The 22,172-nt window shown below is 73.2% G+C and carries 22 protein-coding genes and 1 pseudogene; 16 read left to right on the forward strand and 7 right to left on the reverse strand.

The annotated features are described in order from the left end of the window. Window positions 1-268 precede the first annotated feature (268 nt). The 4 genes from HCJ94_RS08445 to HCJ94_RS08460 all read left to right on the forward strand — a co-directional run bounded on the left by HCJ94_RS08445 (window position 269) and on the right by HCJ94_RS08460 (window position 4,109). A complete protein-coding gene (locus HCJ94_RS08445; protein WP_168000411.1) occupies window positions 269-1,039 on the forward strand; it encodes a CHRD domain-containing protein in 771 nt (256 codons plus the stop codon). A 183-nt stretch (window positions 1,040-1,222) separates the two neighbouring features. Then, entirely contained in the window at window positions 1,223-1,456 is a 234-nt protein-coding gene (locus tag HCJ94_RS08450) for a zinc-ribbon domain-containing protein (RefSeq protein ID WP_168000412.1), read from the forward strand. Between the two features lie 341 nt (window positions 1,457-1,797). Beyond that, window positions 1,798-3,192: an MFS transporter gene (locus HCJ94_RS08455; RefSeq protein WP_168000413.1), complete on the forward strand. Its 1,395-nt coding sequence runs from the start codon at window positions 1,798-1,800 to the stop codon at window positions 3,190-3,192. 158 nt (window positions 3,193-3,350) lie between these two features. Continuing rightward, window positions 3,351-4,109 (forward strand): MerR family transcriptional regulator, encoded by a 759-nt coding sequence (locus HCJ94_RS08460; RefSeq protein WP_168000414.1) that lies wholly within the window; start codon window positions 3,351-3,353, stop codon window positions 4,107-4,109. A gap of 44 nt (window positions 4,110-4,153) precedes the next feature. On the opposite strand, the gene HCJ94_RS08465 is transcribed toward HCJ94_RS08460, so the two are convergent. Next, window positions 4,154-6,427 carry a WD40/YVTN/BNR-like repeat-containing protein gene (locus tag HCJ94_RS08465; RefSeq protein ID WP_168000415.1) on the reverse strand — a complete coding sequence of 758 codons (2,274 nt, stop codon included), beginning with the start codon at window positions 6,425-6,427 and terminating at the stop codon, window positions 4,154-4,156. Between the two features lie 180 nt (window positions 6,428-6,607). Between HCJ94_RS08465 and HCJ94_RS08470 the strand changes: the two genes are divergently transcribed. Continuing rightward, window positions 6,608-6,892: a putative quinol monooxygenase gene (locus tag HCJ94_RS08470; RefSeq protein WP_168000416.1), complete on the forward strand. Its 285-nt coding sequence runs from the start codon at window positions 6,608-6,610 to the stop codon at window positions 6,890-6,892. Between the two features lie 4 nt (window positions 6,893-6,896). Here HCJ94_RS08470 and HCJ94_RS08475 read toward each other — a convergent pair whose 3' ends face one another. Both HCJ94_RS08475 and HCJ94_RS08480 read right to left on the reverse strand, forming a co-directional pair. Further along, window positions 6,897-8,156 (reverse strand): serine hydrolase, encoded by a 1,260-nt coding sequence (locus tag HCJ94_RS08475; protein ID WP_168000417.1) that lies wholly within the window; start codon window positions 8,154-8,156, stop codon window positions 6,897-6,899. A gap of 76 nt (window positions 8,157-8,232) precedes the next feature. Continuing rightward, window positions 8,233-9,780: a gluconokinase gene (locus HCJ94_RS08480; RefSeq protein ID WP_168000418.1), complete on the reverse strand. Its 1,548-nt coding sequence runs from the start codon at window positions 9,778-9,780 to the stop codon at window positions 8,233-8,235. 307 nt (window positions 9,781-10,087) lie between these two features. Here HCJ94_RS08480 and HCJ94_RS08485 point away from each other — a divergent pair, with 307 nt between their 5' ends. From HCJ94_RS08485 to HCJ94_RS30015, 3 genes are read left to right on the forward strand one after another with little or no spacing between them, the layout of a single operon-like run. After that, the gene (locus HCJ94_RS08485; RefSeq protein WP_168000419.1) at window positions 10,088-11,239 is read left to right on the forward strand and encodes a hypothetical protein; all 1,152 of its coding nucleotides are present in this window, start codon (window positions 10,088-10,090) and stop codon (window positions 11,237-11,239) included. Between the two features lie 39 nt (window positions 11,240-11,278). Then, entirely contained in the window at window positions 11,279-11,809 is a 531-nt protein-coding gene (gene yidD / locus HCJ94_RS30010; RefSeq protein ID WP_309227190.1) for a membrane protein insertion efficiency factor YidD, read from the forward strand. Between the two features lie 56 nt (window positions 11,810-11,865). After that, window positions 11,866-13,245, forward strand: a complete 1,380-nt coding sequence (locus HCJ94_RS30015; RefSeq protein WP_309227191.1) for a hypothetical protein — start codon at window positions 11,866-11,868, stop codon at window positions 13,243-13,245. A 67-nt stretch (window positions 13,246-13,312) separates the two neighbouring features. On the opposite strand, the gene HCJ94_RS08500 is transcribed toward HCJ94_RS30015, so the two are convergent. Further along, on the reverse strand, window positions 13,313-13,681 hold the full coding sequence (locus tag HCJ94_RS08500; RefSeq protein WP_168000420.1) for a VOC family protein: 369 nt from the start codon (window positions 13,679-13,681) through the stop codon (window positions 13,313-13,315). A gap of 39 nt (window positions 13,682-13,720) precedes the next feature. Continuing rightward, window positions 13,721-15,247 carry a GGDEF domain-containing protein gene (locus tag HCJ94_RS31145; protein ID WP_168000421.1) on the reverse strand — a complete coding sequence of 509 codons (1,527 nt, stop codon included), beginning with the start codon at window positions 15,245-15,247 and terminating at the stop codon, window positions 13,721-13,723. Window positions 15,248-15,445: 198 nt separating this feature from the next. Between HCJ94_RS31145 and HCJ94_RS08510 the strand changes: the two genes are divergently transcribed. The 4 genes and pseudogenes from HCJ94_RS08510 (at window position 15,446) to HCJ94_RS08525 (ending at window position 17,426) form a co-directional block, all read left to right on the forward strand. Further along, window positions 15,446-15,937 carry a hypothetical protein gene (locus HCJ94_RS08510; protein ID WP_168000422.1) on the forward strand — a complete coding sequence of 164 codons (492 nt, stop codon included), beginning with the start codon at window positions 15,446-15,448 and terminating at the stop codon, window positions 15,935-15,937. A 133-nt stretch (window positions 15,938-16,070) separates the two neighbouring features. Next, window positions 16,071-16,484, forward strand: a complete 414-nt coding sequence (locus HCJ94_RS08515; RefSeq protein ID WP_168000423.1) for a GntR family transcriptional regulator — start codon at window positions 16,071-16,073, stop codon at window positions 16,482-16,484. A gap of 11 nt (window positions 16,485-16,495) precedes the next feature. After that, window positions 16,496-16,618: pseudogene (locus HCJ94_RS08520) on the forward strand (ABC transporter ATP-binding protein); the annotation flags it as partial. 58 nt (window positions 16,619-16,676) lie between these two features. Beyond that, window positions 16,677-17,426 carry an ABC-2 membrane transporter-related protein gene (locus HCJ94_RS08525; protein ID WP_168000424.1) on the forward strand — a complete coding sequence of 250 codons (750 nt, stop codon included), beginning with the start codon at window positions 16,677-16,679 and terminating at the stop codon, window positions 17,424-17,426. A gap of 80 nt (window positions 17,427-17,506) precedes the next feature. On the opposite strand, the gene HCJ94_RS08530 is transcribed toward HCJ94_RS08525, so the two are convergent. Further along, window positions 17,507-18,214 carry a hypothetical protein gene (locus tag HCJ94_RS08530; RefSeq protein ID WP_240944059.1) on the reverse strand — a complete coding sequence of 236 codons (708 nt, stop codon included), beginning with the start codon at window positions 18,212-18,214 and terminating at the stop codon, window positions 17,507-17,509. A 191-nt stretch (window positions 18,215-18,405) separates the two neighbouring features. On the opposite strand from HCJ94_RS08530, the gene HCJ94_RS08535 reads away from it, so the two are divergent. The 3 genes from HCJ94_RS08535 (at window position 18,406) to HCJ94_RS08545 (ending at window position 20,800) form a co-directional block, all read left to right on the forward strand. Then, window positions 18,406-19,686 carry an RNA polymerase sigma factor gene (locus tag HCJ94_RS08535; RefSeq protein WP_309227192.1) on the forward strand — a complete coding sequence of 427 codons (1,281 nt, stop codon included), beginning with the start codon at window positions 18,406-18,408 and terminating at the stop codon, window positions 19,684-19,686. 75 nt (window positions 19,687-19,761) lie between these two features. After that, window positions 19,762-20,415 (forward strand): DUF998 domain-containing protein, encoded by a 654-nt coding sequence (locus HCJ94_RS08540; protein WP_168000426.1) that lies wholly within the window; start codon window positions 19,762-19,764, stop codon window positions 20,413-20,415. A gap of 13 nt (window positions 20,416-20,428) precedes the next feature. Next, the gene (locus HCJ94_RS08545; protein ID WP_168000427.1) at window positions 20,429-20,800 is read left to right on the forward strand and encodes a YciI family protein; all 372 of its coding nucleotides are present in this window, start codon (window positions 20,429-20,431) and stop codon (window positions 20,798-20,800) included. 41 nt (window positions 20,801-20,841) lie between these two features. On the opposite strand, the gene HCJ94_RS08550 is transcribed toward HCJ94_RS08545, so the two are convergent. Continuing rightward, a complete protein-coding gene (locus HCJ94_RS08550; RefSeq protein ID WP_168000428.1) occupies window positions 20,842-21,597 on the reverse strand; it encodes a hypothetical protein in 756 nt (251 codons plus the stop codon). Between the two features lie 178 nt (window positions 21,598-21,775). Between HCJ94_RS08550 and HCJ94_RS08555 the strand changes: the two genes are divergently transcribed. Beyond that, the gene (locus HCJ94_RS08555; protein WP_168000429.1) at window positions 21,776-22,141 is read left to right on the forward strand and encodes a YciI family protein; all 366 of its coding nucleotides are present in this window, start codon (window positions 21,776-21,778) and stop codon (window positions 22,139-22,141) included. The last annotated feature ends 31 nt before the right edge of the window (window positions 22,142-22,172 follow it).

Raw genomic sequence — 22,172 nt, forward strand, 5'->3', positions numbered from 1 at the left:
GCACCGCTCGGGCTCCTTTCGTGGTGAATGTCCCCCGATCGCGGTACGTCCGGGAGATCCCAGAAGGCCGAATCAGTAAGCTCCTCATCTTTCGGCGAGGCGAATGTGTAACTATTTCGCCATAGGCACCTGGTCGGCATGAGTGGCGTAGATCCTCACGCCCTGCTCCGGACTGCACGGTGCCTCCGCCTGTGTCCTCAAACGGATGGATGACCGATCCGTCGATGAGTCTGGCCAGGCAAGACCGAGGTGAGGAGCAGCAGTGATGATGGGACGTACCCGACTGTGGGCAGTTGCGCTGGCGGCCGGCGCTGCGGTGGCGGCCACCGCTGCGGGCGGCGCGGCCATGGGCGGCGGCAAGGACGACGCCGGCGACCGTCGCGACTCGAGCGACTCCCGGGACTGGGGTGACTCGAAGGGTGAGCGGTTCGACGTGCGGGCGAAACTCAGCGGCTACGAGGAGGACCCACTCACGATCTCGACAACGGGCAATGGTCGGTTCGAGGCTCACGTCGACGAAGGAAAGAAGGAGATCGAGTTCCGGCTCAGCTACGCGGACCTCGAAGGGAAGGTGAACGCGGCGCACATCCACTTCGGTGGGCGGCACCAGAGCGGGGGGATCATCGCCTTCCTCTGCGGCAGCCCGTCGAAGGACGGGAAGGGCGGCGCGCCGAAGGGCACGAAGGAGTGCCCGCCCTCTCCCGCCAAGGTCGAGGGGACGATCAAGCCCGCGGACGTCATCGGCCCGCAGGAGCAGGGCATCAAGCCCGGCGAGTTCGACGAGGTGGTGGAGGCGATCAAGGCCGGCGTCACGTACGTCAACGTCCACACGGACAAGTACCCGAACGGCGAGATCCGCGGTCAGATCAAGAAGGACCGGAAGAAGGACGACGAGAAGCCGGACTGGGGCAGCAAGGACGACGAGAAGCTGGACTGGGACTGGAGCAAGGACGACGAGGAGTCGGACTGGGGCGGCAAGGACGACAAGGGCGAGCACTCGGACGAGAAGGACCGGGGCTCGGAGCACCGTGAAGGATGACGGGCCTTCCCGTCCGCGCCGGCTGATGCTCTGAGTGCCTCACGGCGCTGAGGGCGGACCGGATCCGAAGGGGCATCCCCTGGTGGGGTGCCCCTTCGGCGTGTGCGACGCCGGCACGGCCGGGCCTGGATACGCCCGAGGACCGAGGTGATTAGCCCGGGTCCCGGTGGGTACTGGCGGGCGATGTTCTTCATCTTCGGCCTTCGCACGAAGGTCAGTCGGTCCGGCGTGGTGCAGCAGGTCTGCCGCCACTGCGGCAACCACGCCGCGCAGGTCATCACCCGCCGGTCGACGAAGTTCACCCTGTTCTTCATCCCGCTCATCCCGGTCCGCACGCGGCACGTGCAGCAGTGCACCTTCTGCGGCGCCCAGTACGAGATCTCGCGGTCCGACGCGCAGCGGCTCGCGGTCGGCTGAGCCCGTGGCCCGTTTCCTCTGCTGGCTGATCGGGCGGGACCCGGTCGCACCCGCACCGGCCCCCGTGCACACCGCCTCCCGCCCGCCCTGCACTCCGGGGCGGCGGCACGGCCGCCGGAAGCGCCGACCGTTGGCCGGGACCGCCCTGCCCCGCTCGCCCCGGAACCGCTCCGCCGACCGCTGACGCCGCCGGTCGCCGTACCCGCCCGCCGGTCGCTGCCGGCCGGCGCGGCGCCGCACGCCGTACCTCTGCTCTCGTTCCCTGTGATCTCCACCCCGACCGGGCGACCTGGCGCACCGGCGGCCTCTAGCCTGGGAGGTTCGCAAGGAACGGGGGAACGTTGCGCAACCACCCGGCCGTCGTGCTGGTCGCCGTCCTGCTGTCCACCTTCTCGCTGCCGGTCTCGCTGACCGGGGCCTCGGTCGCGCTGCCCGACATCGGGCGGGACCTCGACGCCGGTCTGGCCTCCGTGCAGTGGGTGGTCAACGGATACAACGCGACCTTCGCGAGCTTCATGCTCGCCACCGGCGCGCTCGCCGACCTCGTCGGCCGACGGCGCGTCTTCGCCTGCGGGGTGGCGCTGTTCGCGGCGTCCGGCCTGCTCGCCGCGGTCGCCGGCGACATCCTGCTGCTGGACGTCGCCCGCGCGGTCGCCGGTGTCGGCGCCGCGGCGGCCGCCACCAGCGCCTCCGCGCTCCTTGCCGGCGCCTTCCAGGGTCCGGCGCGGGCGCGCGCGTTCAGCATCTTCGGTACGACGATCGGCGCCGGCCTGGCCTTCGGCCCGTCGGTCGCCGGGCTGCTGATCGACACGCTCGGGTGGCGGGCGGTGTTCGCCGTGCCGGCCCTGGCGGGCGTGGCGGTGCTGCTGCTCGTCCCGTGGCTGCCCGAGTCGCGCCAGCCGCACGCCGGCCGGATCGACTGGCCGGGCACCGGGTCGTTCACGGCCGCCCTGCTGTTGCTGATCTTCGGCTTCGTGCAGGGCCCCGAGTACGGCTGGGACGACGTGCGGATCGTCGCGGCCTTCGGGGCGGCGGTGGCGCTGCTCGTGGTGTTCGTGCGCGTGGAGCGGTCCCGTCCCGATCCGATGTTCGACCTGGCCCTGCTGGCGAACCCCCGGTTCGTCGGCATCTGCCTGGCGGCGGCCACCATCGTGGCCGTCATGGTGCCACTGCTGGTCTACCTGCCGTCGTACTTCACGACCGTGGTCGGGCTGACGCCCGGTGCGGCGGGCGCGACGCTGATCCTGCTCACCGCGCCCACCCTGGTGTTGCCGCTGCTCGCCGGGGCGCTGACCCGGCGGGTGCCGCCTCCGGCGGTGATCGTCACGTCGGTGGCGGTGGTCGCGGTGGGCGCGGCCTGGGCGACCGTGCTGGGCCCGACCAGTGACGCGGCCGCGCTGGCCGGCCCGCTGTTGACCATGGGCGCCGGGATCGGGCTGTCGATCGGCCTGCTCGACGTGCTGGCGATCGGCAGCGTCGGGCCCCACCGGGCGGCCACCGGCGCGGGCATGATCAACACCGCCCGTCTGGCCAGCGAGACGATCGCCATCGCGGTCGTCGGCGCGGTGCTCGCGAGCACCACGGCTGGCCGGCTCGCCGACCCCGGTTTCACCGGCGGCCTGCGGACCGTGCTCTGGACGATGACCGCCCTGGCGGCGCTCGCCGCGCTGGCCGTCGCGGCGCTGCTCCGATCGGGTGCCCGGAGCCGCGAGCCGGTGGCGCAGCCGAGCCGTTGACCGCGGACCCTGGTGCCAGGCCCTGACCCGGGGTGACAGCCCGGCCGCGCCGGCGCGCCGGGACCGGGCCGAGCGGAGGCGTCGAGAAGGTTGTTCCTTTTCCCTTGACCCTCACGTTGCGGGAGGCGGGAGCCTGGATCGCGGAAGGGAGGGAGACCATGGCGTACACGGTGGGGCAGGTGGCGAAGGCGGCCGGTGTGACGGTCCGGACGCTGCACCACTACGACGAGATCGGCCTGCTGTCGCCGAGCGGTCGCAGCGGCGCCGGCTACCGGCGCTACGACGACGCGGACCTGGAGCGTCTGCAGCTCATCCGCTACTACCGGGAGCTGGGTTTCCCGCTGGAGGAGATCGCCGCGATCCTCGACGACCCGGCGAGCGACCCGGCCGAGCACCTGCGCCGGCAGCACGAGCTGCTCACCGCGCGGATCGGGAAGCTCCAGGAGATGGTCGCGGCGATCGAGATCGCGATGGAGGCACGGAAGATGAACATCCCGCTGACGCCGGAGGAACGGTTCGAGGTCTTCGGCGACTTCGACCCGGACGCGCACGCCGAGGAGGCGGAGCGCCGCTGGGGCGGCACCGAGGCGTACCGCGAGTCGGCTCGGCGCACCGCCGGCTACTCGAAGGACGACTGGCTGCGCAACAAGGCCGAGAACGAGGACTGGGGGCGGCGGTTCGCCGAGGTGATGGCCTCGGGGGCGCCGGCGGACAGCCCGGCGGCGATGGACTTGGCCGAGGAGCACCGGCAGCTCATCAGCCGGTGGTTCTACGACTGCTCGTACGAGATCCACACCGGCCTGGCCGACATGTACGTCGGTGACCCGCGGTTCACCGAGTACTTCGAGAAGATCCGCCCGGGGATGGCCGCGTACCTCGCGGAGGCCATCCACGCCAACGCGATCAGCCGGGCGTGACGGCCCGTGGCCCTGGCAGGCGCCGCCAGGGCCACGGGCCGCGTTCAGTCGCTGATGGTCGCGTGGTAGATGCTGCGTCCGAAGGTCGCCGCGAACAGCGTCTTGGTCCCGGCGTGGAAGTGCACGTCGTGGACGGGGACGACGGGGAAGCTCTCGCCGACCTTGAGCCAGGTGCGGCCCAGGTTCGGGGTGAAGAAGACGCCCATGTCGGTGCCGACGTACAGCCACTGGCGGTGCTTCGGGTGCCGGATCACGTCGTTGATCGGCGCCTGCGGCAGGTTGCCGGAGATGTCCGTCCAGTTCGCCCCGCCGTCGGTGGTCATCAACACGTGCGGCTGCGTCTCGCTCTCCCAGCGGAAGCCGGAGTACGTCACCCAGGCCACGTCCGCGTCCTCCGGGTCGACGGTGACCCGGGTGACCCACCGGTCGGGCAGGTCCGGGTCGGTCAGGCGGGTCCAGGTGCCGCCGCCGTTCCGGGTGACCCACAGGTAGCCGTCGTCGGTCCCGACGTAGACGGTCTCCTTGTCCGTCGGCGCGATGCCGATGGTGGTGATGGTCGCGTACGACGTGGCGTTGCGCGGCGTGGGACCGCCGGTCAGGTCGGGGCTGACCGCCCGCCAGGTGCGACCCCGGTCGTCGGAGCGGTTGAGGACGTTGGAGCCGAAGTAGACGGTGTCCGGCGTGCCGGGTGCGATCTCCAGCGGCGACACCCAGTTGAACCGGGTGCCGGCGAACCGGCCCCGGATGGAGGTCATCGTGTCGCCGCCGTTGTCGGAGCGGGCGCACCCGCCGTTCTGCGAGCAGGCGTACACGTTGTTGAGGTCGACCGGGTTGATCCGGTTCATCATCCCGTCGCCGCCGCGGTACAGGTTCCAGTCGGTGCCGCCCCAGGACCGCAGCGAGCCGTTGTCCTGGGTGCCGCCGGAGGCGCGGCGGACGTCCTGCGCGCTCACGTCCATCGCGTAGAACTGCATGTACGGCTGGACGGACGCGGCGGTCCACGGGCCGACCACGTCGCCGCCCTGGTCGGACCAGTAGAGGCCACCGTCGTTGCCGACGTACACGCGGCCCGGCGTGTGCGGGTCCCAGGCCATCGCGTGCTGGTCGACGTGGATGCCCCGGCCGGTCACCCAGGTCAGGCCACCGTCGCGCGACTCCATCATCGGCACGCCGGCGGAGAAGACGTGGTTGGCGTCGGCCGGGTCGACCCAGAGCCGGGCGAACCACCAGGCGAACCCGCCGTCGGCGGCGTCGAGCGCCGGCTCGCCGGTCATCGGCCGGGTCCAGGTGGCGCCCGCGTCGTCGGAGACGAAGAAGCCGGTCAGGTTGCCGATCCGGTCGTTGGTGATCGCGTACGCCCGGTTGGGGTTGTTCGGCGCGAACGCGACGCCGATGCGGCCGGGGTCGCTGGTCGGGGCGGGCAGGGGTGCGCCGATCCGGGTCCAGGTGGCGCCGCCGTCGGCCGAGCGGTACAGGCCGGAGCCGGGGCCGCCGTACTCGCGCCCGTCGGGGTAGCGCAGCTTGTCCCACATGGCCGCGAGCAGGACGTCCGGGTCGGCGGGGTTGATCGCGACGTCGATCGCGCCGGTCGAGTCGTTGAGGCCGTCGAGCACCTGCTTCCAGGTCTCCCCGCCGTCGGTGGTGAGGTAGACGCCGCGGTCGCCGCCGGTGTCGAAGAGCCGGCCCTGGGCGGCGACGACGATGCGGCGCGGATCGGTCGGGTCGATGCGGATGCGCCCGATGGCGCCGGTGTCGGTCAGCCCGAGGCTCTGCCAGGTGGCGCCGCCGTCGGTGGAGCGGTACAGGCCGGTGCCGTAGTACGAGCCGCCGCCGCCGTGGTCCGGCTCGCCGGTGCCCGCGTACAGGGTGCCGTCGGGTGCGACGGCGAGCGCGCCCATGGACTGCGGCAGGTCGTCGGCCCAGGCGCTGGCCAGCGTGGCGCCGCCGTCGGTGCTCTTCCACACCCCGCCGGTGCCGGCGGCGACGTAGACCGTGCCGGGCGTGGTCGGGTCGACCACCACGTCGATCAGTCGCCCGCCGATGTTGCCCGGCCCGAGCAGGTTCCACGTGACGTCGGACAGCTGCGGCGCGCCGCGCCGGGTCGCGCTCTCCAGCGCCCGGTTCTGGGCCAGCGCCTCCTGGTACGCGGTGGCCGGGATCGAGCCGTCCGCGTTGGCCCGCTGCGCCCACATCCACTCGGCGGGCGCGGCCGGATTCTCCTCCTCCTCGAGTGCGACCGGGCGCGGTGGATCACCCGCCAGGTGCACCAGGGTCGTCGCGACCGTGAGCGCGGCCGCCACCACCCCCGCGCCGATCATCCGGAACCGTGTCCGTCTCGACAGCACCGACCGCATGGGTCCACCCGGCCTTCCGCAGCATCGTCGCCGCTCAATGTGCAGGTCAGCGTACGCGGCGATCGACCTTCGTGGAAGATCCGACGGCTGTCGTACGAGTGTGGGACTGTCACGACAGGACCGTGCTCAGTGGAGGTGCCATCCGTGTTCATCGTCGCCGGAAGCCTGTACGTCGACCCGGAGGACCGGGACGACTACCTCGCCGGGTGCGTCGAGGTGGTGGAGGCCGCCCGGAAGTCCCCCGGCTGCGTTGACTTCGCCATCAGCGGGGACCTGGTCGAGCCGGGCCGGGTCAACGTCTACGAGCGGTGGGAGTCCGAGGAGGAGCTACTCGCGTTCCGGGGCTCCGGCCCCACCGAGGATCAGCAGGTGGCGATCCGCGGCGCGGAGGTCCACCGATACCTGATCTCGGGGGTCGAGGCCCCCTGACCGGTCACCCCTCAACCGCCCCCGATGTGGTCAGGTAGTCGTAGACCGTCCGGGCCAGCCGGCGCACCACCTCGTCGCCGGTGGCGATCGGGCCGCCGGTGAGGAACGCGACGGCGACCTCGGTGCCGGGGATCAGGTAGTACCCGACGTCGTGCGAGGCGTCCGGCAGGTCGCCGGTCTTGTGGGCGACCGGCACGCCGGGCGGCAGCGCGGCGGGGATCTTGTTGTTCAGGGTCTGCCGGCGCATGAAGTTGATCATCAGGTCGCGGGTGGGCGGCGCCAGGATGTCGGCGTCCCAGACCGCGCCGAGCAGCGAGACCACGTCGTCCGGGCTGGTGTAGTTCTCCTCGCCCCGCCGGGCGGCCTCGGTGTCGAGCATCTTGCGGGCGAGGATGGTCTCGCGCTGGTTCATCGAGTCGATCAGGGCGTTGACCGGCGCGAACCCGCCCAGGTAGTCGATCAGCACGTTCGCCGCCGTGTTGTCACTGTAGATGATCATGTATTCGGCGAGCCGGTGCAGCGTGACGACCTGGGGGAACGTCTCGTGCTGCAACTCGCCGGTGCCGTCGACCACGTCGGCCGGCGTGACCAGCACCCCGTCGCCCAGCGACACCTGGCCGCAGTCCACCCGGCGCAGCAGCTCGACGAGGATCCACAGCTTGATCACGCTGGCCGCCTTCGGGCGGAACGTCCCGTTGACCGCGATCTGCTGGTCGCCGTACCGGCCGGAGAGGTCGCGGACCGTCACGCCGGCCGGGTTGGTCGCGGCGGCGTCGTCCACGATCGCCGCGAGCTGCCCGGTGAGCGGCAGCAGCCGTCGCCCGGCGACCGGGTCGGTGGGCGGCATCGGGTCGGTCACCACCGTGCCGAGGTGCCCGTCCGGTCGCCCGGTGGGCGGGAACACCGCGAGGAAGCCCCGGCTGCGGCCGGTCAGCGGGATGTCGTAGGCGTACGTCGTGCCGGCGACGGTGACCCGGCCGCGCGCGACGCCGTCGCGCACCCGCATGCCCGGGTCGGCGACGCGGCCGGTGTCGCCGTCGCAGGCCCGGTACCGCACGGTCCGCGCGGCGGCGTCCACCGAGAACACCCCGCCCGCGAAGGCGAGCCAGGCCAGGTCGCTGGCCGGCGGTCGGGCCGGCGCGGACCCGGGCCCGCCGCCGTCGGCCACCGCCGGCTGCGGCGCCAGCGCCAGCGCCAGGACCAGCAGGAGTACGCGGACAGCCCTCCGCCGCGAAGATGAGTGCTTGTTGTCCGCTTTCCTCATGTTTGCACCATAAGGAGCGGGTGGAGCGACGGGTGGCCTGCCCGACCCCGTCACCCGATGGAGTGGGCGGGCGGGTTCACTTCGGCGGTGCCACCGGGGGAGGCTCCGGCGGCAGGCTGGGCGCGAGCCGGCGCAGCGTGAAGAAGGCGGGCACCAGCGCCTCGTACAGCTCCGAGAAGAGTGGCAGCAGCGACGCGTACGTGGCGGCGGCGGCCGGGTCGGGCCGGACGGCCTCCTCGATGTCGACCAGCTCGGCCGCGACGTCGATGGACGCGACCAGGCCCAGCGCCTCCATGCCCAGCAGCGCGGCGCCGAAGCCGGACCCCCCGCGGCCGGCGGGAAAGCGCACCGGCATGCCGAGCACGTCGGCGAGCATCTGCCGCCACAGCGGGCTGCGGGCGAAGCCGCCGCTGGCCCGGACCTCGTGGACCTCGTTGCCCGCCCCGTGGATCGCGCCGAGCACCAGCGCGAGCTGCTGGCAGACCCCCTCCAGAGCGGCCCGGACCAGGTGCCGGCGGCGGTGCCCGTGGGTCAGCCCCACGTACGCGCCGCGCGGCAACGCCGACCAGTGCGGGGCCCGCTCGCTCAGCAGGTACGGCAGCATGAGCAACCCGCCGGAGCCGACCGGCGCCCGGGCGGCCTCGGCGAGCAGCTCCTCCTCGGCGTCGGGGCCCAGCTCGGGGGCCAGCGCCTCGCCGGCCCAGTCGAGCACGATGCCGCCGTTGTTGATGGCGCCGCCGACCGCCCAGCGCTGCTCGGTCAACGCGTAGCAGAACACGCCACCCAGCGGGTCGACGCCGGGCCGCTCCACCATCACCCGCATCGCGCCGCTGGCGCCGATCGAGCAGGCCGCCATCCCCGGGGCGACCACGCCGAGACCCAGGTTCGCCAGCGGCCCGTCCCCGGCGCCGACCACCACCGGCGTGTCCCGGGGCAGCCCGGTCGCCGCGGCCACCTCGGGGATGAGGCCCGGCAGGACATGGGTGGTGGAGACCAGCTCGGGCAGCTGCTGCGCCGTGATCCCGGCGATGCCGAGGGCCTCGGCGTCCCAGGACAGCCGGTGGATGTCCAGCAGGCCGGTCGCCGAGGCGATCGAGTGGTCGGTGACCAGCGCGTCACAGAGCCGCAGCAGCAGCCAGTCCTTCATGCCCACCCAGTACGCCACCCGGCCGAAGAGTTCCGGCTCCATCTCGGCGTACCAGAGCAGCTTCGGCAGTGGTGCCATCGGGTGGATCGGGGTGCCGGTGCGCTGGTGCAGGGCCAGCCCGGACGGCACCGCCCGCAGCCGCTCGGCCTGCCGGGCGGACCGCGAGTCGGCCCACGTGATCGAGGGCGTGATCGGGTCGCCGGAGGCGTCGAGCCCGATCAGGCTGTGCATCGCGCTGCAGAGGGAGAGGGCGATCACCGGTCGGTCGAGTCCGGCCACCGCGCCCCGGATCGCCTCGATGACCGCCGCGTGGATCCGGTGCGGATCCTGCTCGGCGTACCCGGGGTGGGGCTCGTCGAGCGGGTAGCCGGCGGAGTGGTGGGCGACCAGTCGGCCACCGGTGTCGTACGCGACGGCCTTCGTGCTGGTGGTGCCGACGTCGACGCCGATCACGACGCCCAGGGCCCTGTCGGTCACCGGCCCCACCCCCTCGCCGTGCGCGGCCCCCGGCCGTCGCTGACGTTACCGAGCCGAGGGCGGGCGGGACGGCGAATCCGGTCGTGCGGTCCGGCGCGCGGGCGCGCCGCGTGTCGAGTGGTCCCGCCGCGGGGCCTCGGGTCACGCGACACGCCCGGACGGCATGAATCGACTCAGCGAAACCGCCCTATCGTCCGGGTTGCTCCACCGATCGGGCAATTTGCACCCGGCAACCCGTCCCCGCGCGGGCCCCACCGGAGTTAACAGGTGTGACACCCCGTTGGTGGCCCAGGGCCTAGGAGTCGGCGTGGCAATGACTGATTCGACGGGTTCGACGTGGCGGTACCGGTGGGCACACCGGCAGAACGAACGGCGGCAGCGGACCTTCCGCGACGCCGACGAGGCATGGCGGCGGCGCGACGACGAGCTGCGCCGACTGCGTACCCTCGCCGAGGACTTCGAAGGCTCGACCGACGCGGGCACTGGCCTGCCCCTGGAGCTGGCCCCCGGCGAGGTGGTCTTCTGGGCGTGGCCCGCCGCCCAACTGGTCGAGGTCCGGCACACCGCGGTGCTGCCCGCGCCCGACCTCACGGTCACGCCGCAGCCGGCGTCGCTGCGCAATCGGCGGCCCGACGGCATCCGGATCGCCGACGCCGGCATGGCGGTGATCACCAACCGCCGGCTGGTGCTGCTCGGCGGGCGCGGCCGGCGCGACTGGACGTACGGGAAGATGACCGGCCTGGCCCACGACGCGACCGCGCCGGTCACGCTGATCCAGGTGCTCGACCGGCGCCGCGCCTCCGGGCTGCTGCTCCCGGTCGACGTGGCGGCCGACTTCCGGTTCAAGCTGACGTTGGCGTTCTCCGACGCGATCGAGCAGCGCCGGGCGGTCATCGCGCAACTCGACGAGGCGATCGCCGAGCACGACCAGCTCAAGCCGTTCCGGCCGGCCATCGCGACGCCCGCGCAGGCGCGGCTGAGCGGGTTCGTGCCCGGCGGCCGGCGGACCGTGGCCGTCGCCGCCGGCATCGCGCTGCTGGTGCCGGTAGCGTTGCTGGAGTCCGACCCGTCGGATCCGGGCCGCTCCGAGGTCGCGGTCGCCGCCACGCCGGCACCCACGACGACCACCGCGACGCCGGTCGAGGCCGCCGCGTCGTCGAGGCCGCGCCGCGATGACGTCTCACCCGCGCCGTCGTCGCCCGCGCCCGCGTCGTCACCGTCGTCGTCTGAGCAGGAGTTGTGCGGTGCGCCGGCCAACCCGATGGGGTACGGCTTCTGCAGCGGCACCCGCATCCGCAGACCCGCTGCCGAGGTGTGCGACTGGTTCGACTGCGTGCCCGAGTTCTGGGCCGGACGCGGGTACCTCGTGCAGTGCGGGGACGGGTCGGTCAGCCTCGCCGGCGGCAGTTCCCGGGCGTGCGGCGCGTACGGCGGCGTCCGCCGTACCTTCCGGCGCTGATCCGCGGGGAGGTGGCGCGACTGTCTCACCATGGGACGCGTGATCAACCTCAAACGGGACCGCCGCCGCCGCAAGAAGCGCAACCGCTGCGACGGCTGCGACGGGTGCGACTGCGACTTTCCCTGCCTGGACCTGGGGCTCTTCTCGACCCTGCTCACCCTCGGCGCTCTGGGGGCGCGGCTCGTCTCGCCCGGCGGCGGACGGAAGGACGTACCCCTGCGTGGCCCGGGGGGTGCCGCCGCCCACGGCGCCGGGCCGGACGGCGCGCCCGAGGCGGCTCCCACCTCCGTCGCCGGGCCGGACGGCGCGCCGGGGATCGCTCCCACCTCCGCTGCCGCCGGCCGGCCACTGTCGCTGGTGGACCGGGCGGGGCGGGCGGCGATCCTCGGGTACCGGCGTTGGCTGTCGCACCGCTGGCCCGGCCAGTGCCGCTACACCCCGACGTGCAGCGCGTACGGGCTGGCCGCCGTCGAGCGGTACGGCCTCGCCCTGGGCGGGCGGATGGCAGCCGACCGGCTGCGGCGCTGCCGCCCCGACGTCCCGTGCGGCACCCACGACCCGGTCCGCTGACCGTGCGCCGGGCGGGCGAGCGTGTCCCCGCGGGGATGTGAAACGTTGTACCGTGCGTGACGGCTACTTCACCCCCCGCTGCACCGCGGTCGTCGTGGCGTGTCCGGTGGGCTGAGCGGGAGAACGACCGGCGGCGGCGCGCCCACGCCGGTGACGCCGAGGCGTGGCGCCGCCGTGCGGACGAGCTGACCCGGCTGCGCATCGAGGCCACCTGTTTCCTCGGGTCCAGCCTGCCGCCGGACGTGCCCGTCGTGCGCCTGCGCCGCGGCGAGGTCGTCTACCGCGTACTCCCGAGGGTGGAACTGGTCGAGGTCGCGGCCCGGCACCTCGCCGACCTGCCCGCTCCCGGCCTGGCCGTCGATCCGGCCGGCACCGACGCGCCGGCGCGCCCGCTGCCGCCCGGCATCCGCGCGGTCGACGCCGGCACCGCCGTGGTCACCGACCGCCGGGTGGCCTTCCTCGGCCGTCACCACCAGCGGATCTGGTGGTACGCGGACCTGGCCGGCCCGGCGCACCACCCGCGCGCCCCGCTGACCCTGCTGCACACCACGGACGGCACCCCGCTCGCCGGGCTGCTCGCGCCGCCACCGGCCGCGCTGAACCTGCGCTTCTACCTCACCCTCGCCTTCGCCGACGGCCTCGGCAACCGCGACGCCGTCGCCGCCTGCCTGGACGACCTGGTCGCCGCCCACCAGCGCACCCGACCGGTCGCGCCACCGCTCGCCGCACCCACCCAGGCGCCGGTGATCGCCCGGCTGCACGACCGCCGGCTCGCCGGCGCCGCGGCGGCGGTGGCGGCGTCGCTGGTCATCGGCGCCACGTTCGCCGTCAGCCGGACGCTCACCCCGACTGTCCCGAGCGGGACGCCGAGCCCGGTCGTGGTCAGCGACGTGACCGGCCCGGTCGACGGCTCGCCGACGGCCAGCGGGGTGCCGACCACGCCGTCGCCCCAACCGGACGGCGGCTCGCCGGCGCACCCGACCGGCGCGACGCCACCCACCGCCCCCGCAGCCCCGGAGCCCCGGGGGCGTCGGTCCGTGGGCGGTGTCCCGCCGGGCGGCGGCACGCAGGAGGGCGGGCCCGGCCCGGGCGGCCCGTCGGCCGTGCCGGCCATGCCCGACTCCCCGCCGGTGGTGGTGCCACAGCCACCTCCCTCCGACCCGACCCCGTCCGTGCCGCCCACGCCTCCGTCGTCGGCGCCCACCGGGCCGGACCGGTGTGGGGCGCCGGCCAACCCGTACGGCTACAACTACTGCGGCGGCTCCCGCATCCACGACCCCGCCGCCGACGTGTGCGGCTGGTTCCGCTGCGTCGCCGACTTCGGGCGGGGGAAGGGCCATCTCGTGCGGTGCGAGGACGGGCTGATCGGCTGGGTCGGTGGCCCGGGCGGCACGTGTGCGACCCACCGCGGCGCGAGATCCCCGGTGTACGGCTAGGGCAGGTGTCGAAGCCCTCGGCCGAGCCGAGGACGTCGGCCCACGCCCTGGGGCCGGTCCTGCGTCGTCACTCCGGCTTGTGGCAGACCGCCTCGACGTTGTTGCCGTCCGGGTCGCGGACGAACGCGCCGAAGTAGGTCGCGTGGTACTCCGGCCAGAGCTTCGGGGCGTGCAGCACCTCGGCGCCGGCCGCCACGGCCGCGTCGTGGAACGCCTGCACCGCCGCGCGGTCCGGCGCGGTGAACGCGATGTGCGACTCGACGCCCTGCGCCTCGCCGTCCAGCGGGCTGAGCCAGAAGTCGGGGGCGCTGCTGCCGTAACCGACCGCCCCCGGGAACTCCATCATGCGGCGGGCCCCGAGCGGTGCCAGGACGGCGTCGTAGAAGGCGAGGCTGGCGGGCAGGTCACGCACCTGGATCCCAAGGTGGTCGAGCATGACGGCTCCTCGTCGACGAGGGGGCTTGACGGGCGCACGCTACGACCCGGGTGTGACACGCTCCGACGTGGCGAGGCAGATCTGCAGGCCGGGGCCGGCGCGGCGGTCCTGCTTCGCCGTGTACATCGCGGTGTCCGCCCGCCGGATCAACCGCTCGCCGTCCTCGGGGCGGTCGTTCCACGCCACGCCGATGCTCGCGCCCAGGCGCACCGGTTCACCGGCCACGATGAACGGCGGCCGGAAGACCCGTTCGATCCGCCGGCACAGCTCCGTCGCGTCGTCCCGCTGGGCGTCCACGCACAGGATGACGAACTCGTCGCCGCCGAACCGGCTCACCGTGTCACCCGGGCGGACGCAGCCGCGCAGCCGCCCGGCCATGTCCACCAGCACCTGGTCGCCCCCGGCGTGTCCGTACCGGTCGTTGACGTTCTTGAACCCGTCCAGGTCGCAGAACAGCACCACCACCGGGCGGCCCGCCGCCAGGGCGGCGTCCAGGCGGCGGAGGAACTCCGCCCGGTTCGGCAGGTTGGTGACCGGGTCGACGCTCGCCTGGTAGCGCAGGACGCGTACCCGCTCCGACCACACGCTCCAGATCCGCAGCATGACCAGCGGCGTCACGGCGGCGGTGTTGACCGCGAGCAGCGTCGTGTCGACGTTCCGGCCGAGCAGTTCGCTCGCGCTACCCACGGCGGGCATGGCACACAGCGCCAGCCCGAGGAAGAGCAGCCGCTCCTTGCTCAGCTCGTCCGTCGGCGCGGGCCCGGGCTGGAGCAGGCGGACGACCGAGCGGGCGAGCGCGGTCAACCCGACCGCCGTGTACCCCGCCAGGTACGCCATGTCCGTGTACGCCGGCCGATCACTCGACCCCGGGACGACCACCAGCGCGACGCTGACCACCCCGACGAGGGAGGACCCCATCGCGGCGAGCAGGAACCACAGCGCCGGGATGAACTCCCGGGCGGTCAGGAGCAGCCGGACCAGGCACCCGAAGATGCCGGTCAGCATGAAGACCATCACACACGTCGACACCTGCGAGATCGCCGGGGCGCCGACGTCCCGCAGGTGGGGCAGGAGCAGGAAGTTCCACAGCACACCACCGGCCACCATGGACACGATCGTGGCGTCGATCAGCCCGCCCACGTCGTCGCGTCCCCGCCGTACGACGATCGTGATCGCCCCGGCGAACATGAACACCTGCCCCAGCGCCGCGAAGAGCCCCACGACGCCGCCGTCCCCGCTCGGGAGGCGCATCGCGAACACGTACCAGTACCAGGCCACGTTGCTGGCGTTGAAGCTGACCAGGGCCGCGAGCAGGAACCAGAAGGGCTTCCGGTGCCCGGCGGGCGTCCGGTTCAGCCCGATCATGACCGCCGGCACCGTCGCGAAGGACAGCAGCAGGAAGTCGACCATCTTCTGCACGTCGGACAGGTACGGGTACACGACGATGCCGACACCGCAGAGGACCAGGTAGCCGACGCTCAGCCCCAGGCCGCCCGGCTCCTGGTGCAGGCCGCGGTACCGGCCCGCCCGGCGCGCCGTCCAGTCCACCCCGTCGAAGACGCTCACGATCAACACGGTAGGGAGATCGACCGCCGTACGGTAGCCGCGGCGCACATGGTGGACGGTCACCGTTCGGCCGACCTCCGCCGCCGGCGTCGCCGGTCTCGGATGTCGGTGCACGCGTGGCGACGGGACGCCGGTCTTAGTACCGTACGCGGGACGAGCGGGTCGTGCCGAACGGTCCCGGGCCCGTGGGGGGACGAGGTGACCGGTTCCACCGATGACAGCCGCCCCGGCTGGGACGGGGCGCGAATTCGCGCCCGCCAGTGCCCGGGCTGCGGCCGGTCCACAGCCGACGACGTGTGCCTGCACTGTGCCGCCGAGGACCATTTCCGCAGCGCCTCCCTGGTCCGGGGCTTCGTCGCCTTCCCCGGCCCGGGCCAGCCCGCCGCCGAACCGCCGGCTCCGTCCGGGCCCGGCGGCCGGGTACGCCGACAACCGGGCTGGGGCGTCTCCGGGCCCTCGTTCGCGCGGACACCGCCCCGACCCGCGCCCACCGTGCCCGCCGCCGACGCCCGCACCCGCCCGCGGAACGAGTGCGGTGGCTGGGGGCCGCGGAAGATCCTCCTGAGCGTCGCCATCGCGCTCGGGGCGATCCTGCTCGCCGCGCTGGTCGGCATCGTGGGGGCGGTGATGACCGGTCCGGTGAGCGGCCCGGGCGCCGACGCCACCCCGACCGGCGACCGGCCGGGCTGAGTTCGCGGGTCCGCTCGCCGGGCAGGTCGCCGTCCGTCTGACCGTCGGCCGTGGAGCTTGACAACGGCCCCGATCGCACCCACGCTGCCCTATAGTCCTACTTGCGTAGGACAATAGGGGAGGGCAACGGCGAGTGATCGAGTTCGTGTTGGACAGCCGGTCGAAGGTGAACACCTACGTGCAGCTCGTGCAGCAGGTCAAGCAGGCTCTCCGGGTGGGGCTGCTGAGCCCGGGCGACCAACTGCCGAAGGTGCGCGACGTGGCGCAGTCCCTGGCCATCAACCCGAACACGGTCCTCAAGGCGTACCGCGAACTGGAGATCGAGGGCCTGGCGGAGGGCCGCCCCGGGGTAGGCACCTTCGTCACCCGCACCCTCGCCGGGGCGTCCCTGCCCAACCAGGCCGAACTCCGCGCGGACCTGGTGGCCTGGCTGGACCGGGCCCAGGCCGCCGGGCTGACACCCGAGGACATCACCGCCCTGGTGGAGACGACGCTGCGGGCGTCGCTCCCCGCCGAACCACCACAGCAGACCGCGTCGGCACGATGAGAGGACACGCCATGCAGGCAGCGGTGGAGACCGACCAACTCGGCAAACGGTACGGCCGACAGTGGGCGCTGCGGGACTGCTCGCTGCACCTGCCGGCCGGCCGCATCGCCGCCCTGGTCGGGCCCAACGGAGCGGGCAAGAGCACCCTGCTCCACCTGGCGGTCGGGCTGTCCCGACCTCAACCTGGCGGGCGTGCTGTTCCTGGCGCTGCCGCTGATCGTCGGGCTGTTCTGGGGCGCCCCGCTGATCGCCCGGGAGGTCGAGCAGGGCACCCACCGGCTGGTCTGGACCCAGGGCGTCAGCCGGCGGCGCTGGGCGCTGGTGAAGCTCGGCCTCATCGCCCCCGCCGTCCTCCTTGCGGCCGTCGGCTACGGGCTGGGCGTGTCCTGGTCGATGTCCCCGCTCAACCAGGGCTGGGAGCAGAACCGGTTCGACGCGTTCTTCTTCGACATGCAGGGCGTCGCGCCGGCCGGGTACACGCTCTTCGCCGTCGCGCTGGGCATCTTCGCCGGCACCGTCTGGCCCCGCATGCTCCCGGCGATGGCCGTCACGCTGGTCGGCTTCATCGGCGTACGCGTCGCCGTGGGCGTGCTGGCCCGGCCCCGCTACCTGCCCGCCGAGGAGCTCACGTTCCCGGTGCAGGGCGGCGCCGCGACGGCGGACCGGATCGACGGGGACTGGATCCTGGCCAACGGCGTCCGTGATGCCTCCGGCAAGCTGGTCGCCCCCAACGCCCAGGTGATGTGCCCGGAGGGCGCGACCGGTCCGGACGGCCGGGAGTGCGGTGCCGACCTCGGGCTCGGCCCGGGCGCCCACAACTGGCAGCTCTACCAGCCCGCCGACCGGTACTGGCTGTTCCAGGCGATCGAGACTGGCATCTTCGTCGCCCTCGCGGCGCTGCTGATCCTCCTCGCCGTCCGCCGGATCCGCCGCCTCGCCTGACAAACAGCGCCGGGGGTGCGGGCTCGACACCCGCACCCCCGGCGTCCGGCGCCGTGACGCGCCGGGCTGTCAGCGGCAGCTCATCGGGAGGATGGGCGCGTCCAGTCGGACGAATCCGTCGGACGAGCCTCCGAGCGGCCGGACAGCAGGTTGGCCCAGTCGGTACGGCCGGCCCAGCCCTGGCCGCCGGCCCCGTCGGAGCGGCTGGCCCAGCCCTGGCCGCCGGCCGCGACCGGCTCCGGCTCCGGCGCTGCGGCCGGCCGGCCCAGGCCGAGACCGTCCACGCCCACGGGGCGGTCCTTCTCCTTCACGGCGGGGATGATCTCGTCCGGTGCCAGCGCCGCGGGTGCGTCGCCGGCCGGCTCCGGCCAGCGCCGCCAGCGGCGGATGCTCACGACGCCGACGAGGAGCAGCGAGCCCACCAGCAGCGACGTGCCGTTCCGTACGGGAGCCATCAGGTCCACCCGGTAGCCGGCCAGGGTCAGCGTGTGGTCGAACACGGTTGTCACCAGGCCCGGGCTGACCAGCAGGGCCAGGTAGCTCGCCGAGTAGATCAACCCGGCCACCGCCGCGCCCAGCGGGGAGATCCGGAGCGTGGCGATGAGCCCGAGCAGGATCCCGGCGGCCGCCAGTACCAGCAGGGGGCGGAGAAGGTCGGCGCCGTCCGGCACGCCGCCGTCGGCCGCGTTCGCGAACGCCTGGGCCGACCGGTCCTGGCCGGCGGCGAACAGGAGCCACGACAGCGGGCCCACGAGAATTGCGGCGATCACGGTTCTGAGGTGTCGCATCCGGGCAAGGTACCGATCTTCCTCGCAGATCAGGAGCCTCGATAAGGGAAACTTAAAGTCGTCGCGCGGCAAGGATTTCCGGGCCGCCGCCCGGCTGATCCGGTCCGTCTCCGCCCGGTCGCCGACGGTGGTGACCGGTTCGCGCGTGGCGGCACTGGCGGGCGTCGGACCGGGCTGCTGTCATGGTGCGCGTGGGGGAGACAGAGGTACGGCGCACCATCGAGGCGGTGTGGCGGTTGGAGGCCGGGCGGGTCGTCGCCGGCATCGCCGCGATCGTCCGCGACGTCGGCCAGGCCGAGGAGTTGGCCCAGGACGCGCTGGTCGCCGCGCTCGAATCGTGGCCGTGCGAGGGCGTACCCGCCAATCCCGGCGCCTGGCTGACCACCGTCGGCAAGCGCCGGGCGATCGACGCGGTGCGCCGCCGGCAGACCGGGGAGCGGGTGGTCGCCGCGCTCGGCCGCGACCTCGACGAGCAGGTGACCCCCGACTTCGACGCGGCCCTCGAAGACCGGATCGAGGACGACCTGCTCCGGCTGATCTTCGTGGCCTGCCACCCGGTGCTCTCGCCGATCGCCCGCGCCGCGCTCACCCTGCGGCTCGTGGGTGGCCTCACCACCGGCGAGATCGCCCGCGCCTTCCTCACCACCGAGTCCACCGTCGGCCAGCGGATCACCCGAGCCAAAGCCGCCCTCGCCGCCGCCCGCGTCCCGTTCGAGGTTCCCGGCCCGGCCGAGCGCGCCGAGCGGCTCGACTCGGTGCTGGAGGTCGTCTACCTGATCTTCAACGAGGGGTACGCGGCCACCGCCGGCGACGACTGGATGCGCCCGACCCTCGTGCAGGAGGCGCTGCGCCTGGCCCGCCAACTCGAGGGGCTGATGCCCGACGAGCCCGAGGTGCACGGCCTCGCCGCGCTGCTGGAGATCCAGGCGTCCCGCATCCACGCCCGCACCGGCCCCGACGGCGAGCCCATCCTCCTCAACGACCAGGACCGCACCCGCTGGGACCAACTGCTCATCCGCCGTGGGCTCGCCGCCCTCGACCGGGCCCGCTCGCCGGCGGCCGGTGCCGCCGACGGCGTGCCCGAGGAGCCCGGCCCGTACACGATCCAGGCCGAGATCGCGGCGTGCCACGCGCGGGCGCGTACCCCCGAGGAGACGGACTGGGCGCGGATGGCGACCCTCTACGCGGACCTGGCCCGGCTCGTGCCCTCGCCGGTCGTGGAGCTGAACCGGGCCGTCGCCGTCGCCCAGGCCGACGGGCCCGCCGCCGGCCTGGAGGTCGCTCGGGCGCTGGCCGACGAGCCGGCGCTGGCGCAGTACCACCTGCTGCCGAGCGTGCTCGGCGACCTGCTCGCCAGGCTGGGGCGGCACGACGAGGCGCGGCGCGAGTTCGAACGCGCGGCGTCGCTCGCCGGCAACGCCCGGGAGCGGGCACTGCTGCTCGACCGCGCCGCCGCGTGCGGCCCCGGATAAATCTTGAAACAACATGTCGGATCCCGGTCGGCCCGATCGACGCGTCGGTGAGAGACCACCGACGAGGAGATCGAAATGACGAGTACGACACTTCCGCGGGCCGGCACGGCCGTCTCCACCGGCACCCTGCTCGCCGCCGGGATGGCGGCCGGGCCGCTCTTCCTGGGACTGTCCTTCGCGCAGGTGCTCACCCGGGACGGCTTCGACCTGAGCCGGCAACCGCTCAGCCTGCTCGCCCTCGGCGAGTACGGCTGGATCCAGATCACCAACTTCGTCCTGACCGGCCTGCTGGCCCTCGCCGGCGCCGCCGGGCTGCGCCGCGCGCTGCACGGTCGCGGGGGCGGGACGTGGGGGCCGGCGCTGGTGGCGGTCTTCGGCACCGGGCTGATCATCGGCGGGGTGCTGCCGAGCGACCCCAGCATGGGCTGGCCCGCCGGCGCCCCCGAGGGAGCGCCCGGGACGCTGAGCTGGCACGCCGTCGGCCACGGTGTCGGAGCGATGCTGGCGTTCGGGTCGCTCACCGTTGCCTGCCTGGTGTTCGCCCGACGCTTCCGCTCTGCTGGTCGGGGCGGCTGGGCGCTGGTGTCGGTGCTGGTCGCGGCGGCGACCGTCGTCGTGATGGCCTGGCCCGACCAGGGCAGCATCAGCATCAGGATGGCCGCCGGCTCGGCCCTCATCTTCGGCTGGTTCACGGCCGTGTCCGCCCGCGTCCGCGCCGACCTGTCCTGAAGGGGGCTTCGAGATGCGTTACATGGTCATGCACAAGCTCGACGAGAACCAGCCCGGCGCCTTCGACCCGAGCCCGGAGTTCATGGAGCGGATGACCGCCTTCATCCAGGAGGTGGACAGGGCGGGCATCCTGGTCTCCGCCGAAGGGCTGCACAAGAGCAGCAGCGAGTCGGCGCGCGTCACCGTGGAGAAGGGGAAGGTGACGGTCACGGACGGACCGTTCACCGAGACCAAGGAGCTGATCGCCGGGTTCGCTCTGCTGGAGGTGCGGTCGAAGGAGGAGGCGGTGGAGTGGTCGAAGAAGTTCGTCGACATCTTCATCGACGCCGGGCTGGACGTGGAGGTCGACGTCCGCCGGGCGTACGAGGGGCCGAAGGCGGTTTGACGTAGGCGGGGGGCCGGCTGTCGTGGCCGGCTCCTTCTGCGTTACTCGGGCTCGGTGTCGTCGTGCGGCCACCGGGCCAGCTCAGCCGACAGCTCATCCAGGAGCGCGTCGACCTGGCCATGGTTGTATCCGCGCATCGCGATGGGCAGATTCTTGCGGGCGTCGTCGAGCTCTGCCCGGGCCCCGTAGCGCTGCAACCCGTTGCCCGAGAGCAGCGCGTCCTGGGCCCGCCGGATCAGCTCGTCGACCCGGGTCGGCTCGTACCCGCGCAGCCCGATGGTGAGGTCCGGCGAGTCGAACCGGGCCCGGCGTAGCTGCCGCACGTCCGTGAAGCGACCTCCGGCGAAGCGGGCCAGGGCCTCTGCCACCTCATCCACTGGTTGCCGGACGTCGTCCAGCTCGAGGAGGACCAGACCCGCGCGGCCGTCCAGCGGGCTCTTGCCGTCGAGTGGGCGATCGATGGTCGATCCGGCCGGTACCAGCAACAACGTTGGGGACGTCGGCTTGTTGCGGCCGATCGTCGGCACCGGCTCGTCGAGAACGAGCGCGTCGATCTCGGCCCAGGACACCAGCCGGTTGAGCCCGGCGGCCCGCAGAGTCAGCCCGTCCGCTCCGATGTGGAACCGGAACGGCCGGAGCTCGCTGACGACGAGCGCGCCGCCGAGCAGCAGAGCGAAGCCACCGAGGATCCACGCTCCGATGGAGCTGCCCGCGATGCCGCAGAGCAACACGAGCCCGCCGCCGGCGACGAACACGATGCCCATGACCAGGAGACGCCTGCTTCTGCGCAGCTCCACGCCCGTACCTCGATCCTCTTTGCGGCCGTCGGAGAGAGAATCGCACGGCGAGGCAAGGGCACCGCTTAAAAAAATCTTGAGTACGCATGTCGGATCCGGGTCGGCCCGATCGACGCGTCAGTGAAAGCCCGATACGGAGTCCGCTTCGCGCGGACCTGTTCGTGAGAGGAAGTCTGAGATGCGCTACATGCTGATGCACAAGCTCGACGAGAACCAGCCGCGCGCCTTCGACCCGAGCCCCGAGTTCATCGAGAAGATGGGCGCCTTCATCGAGGAGGCGCAGAAGGCCGGCGTATTCCTGGCCGGTGAGGGCCTGGAGAAGAGCAGCAAGGAGTCCGGCCGGATCACCGCCGAGAAGGGCAAGGTGACCGTCACCGACGGGCCCTTCACCGAGACGAAGGAGCTGATCGCGGGGTTCGCGATCCTGGAGGTGCGGGACAAGGACGAGGCGATGGAGTGGGGGCGGCGGTTCACCAACCTCTTCATCGAGGACGGGGTCGACGTCGAGGTCGACGTCCGCCGGGTCTTCGAGTTTCCGGCCTGAGCAGGGGTACGACTGGGGAGCCGGCGCGGTG

Source organism: Micromonospora thermarum (assembly GCF_012034245.1).
In the GTDB taxonomy this organism is placed as follows: Bacteria; Actinomycetota; Actinomycetes; order Mycobacteriales; family Micromonosporaceae; genus Micromonospora; species Micromonospora thermarum.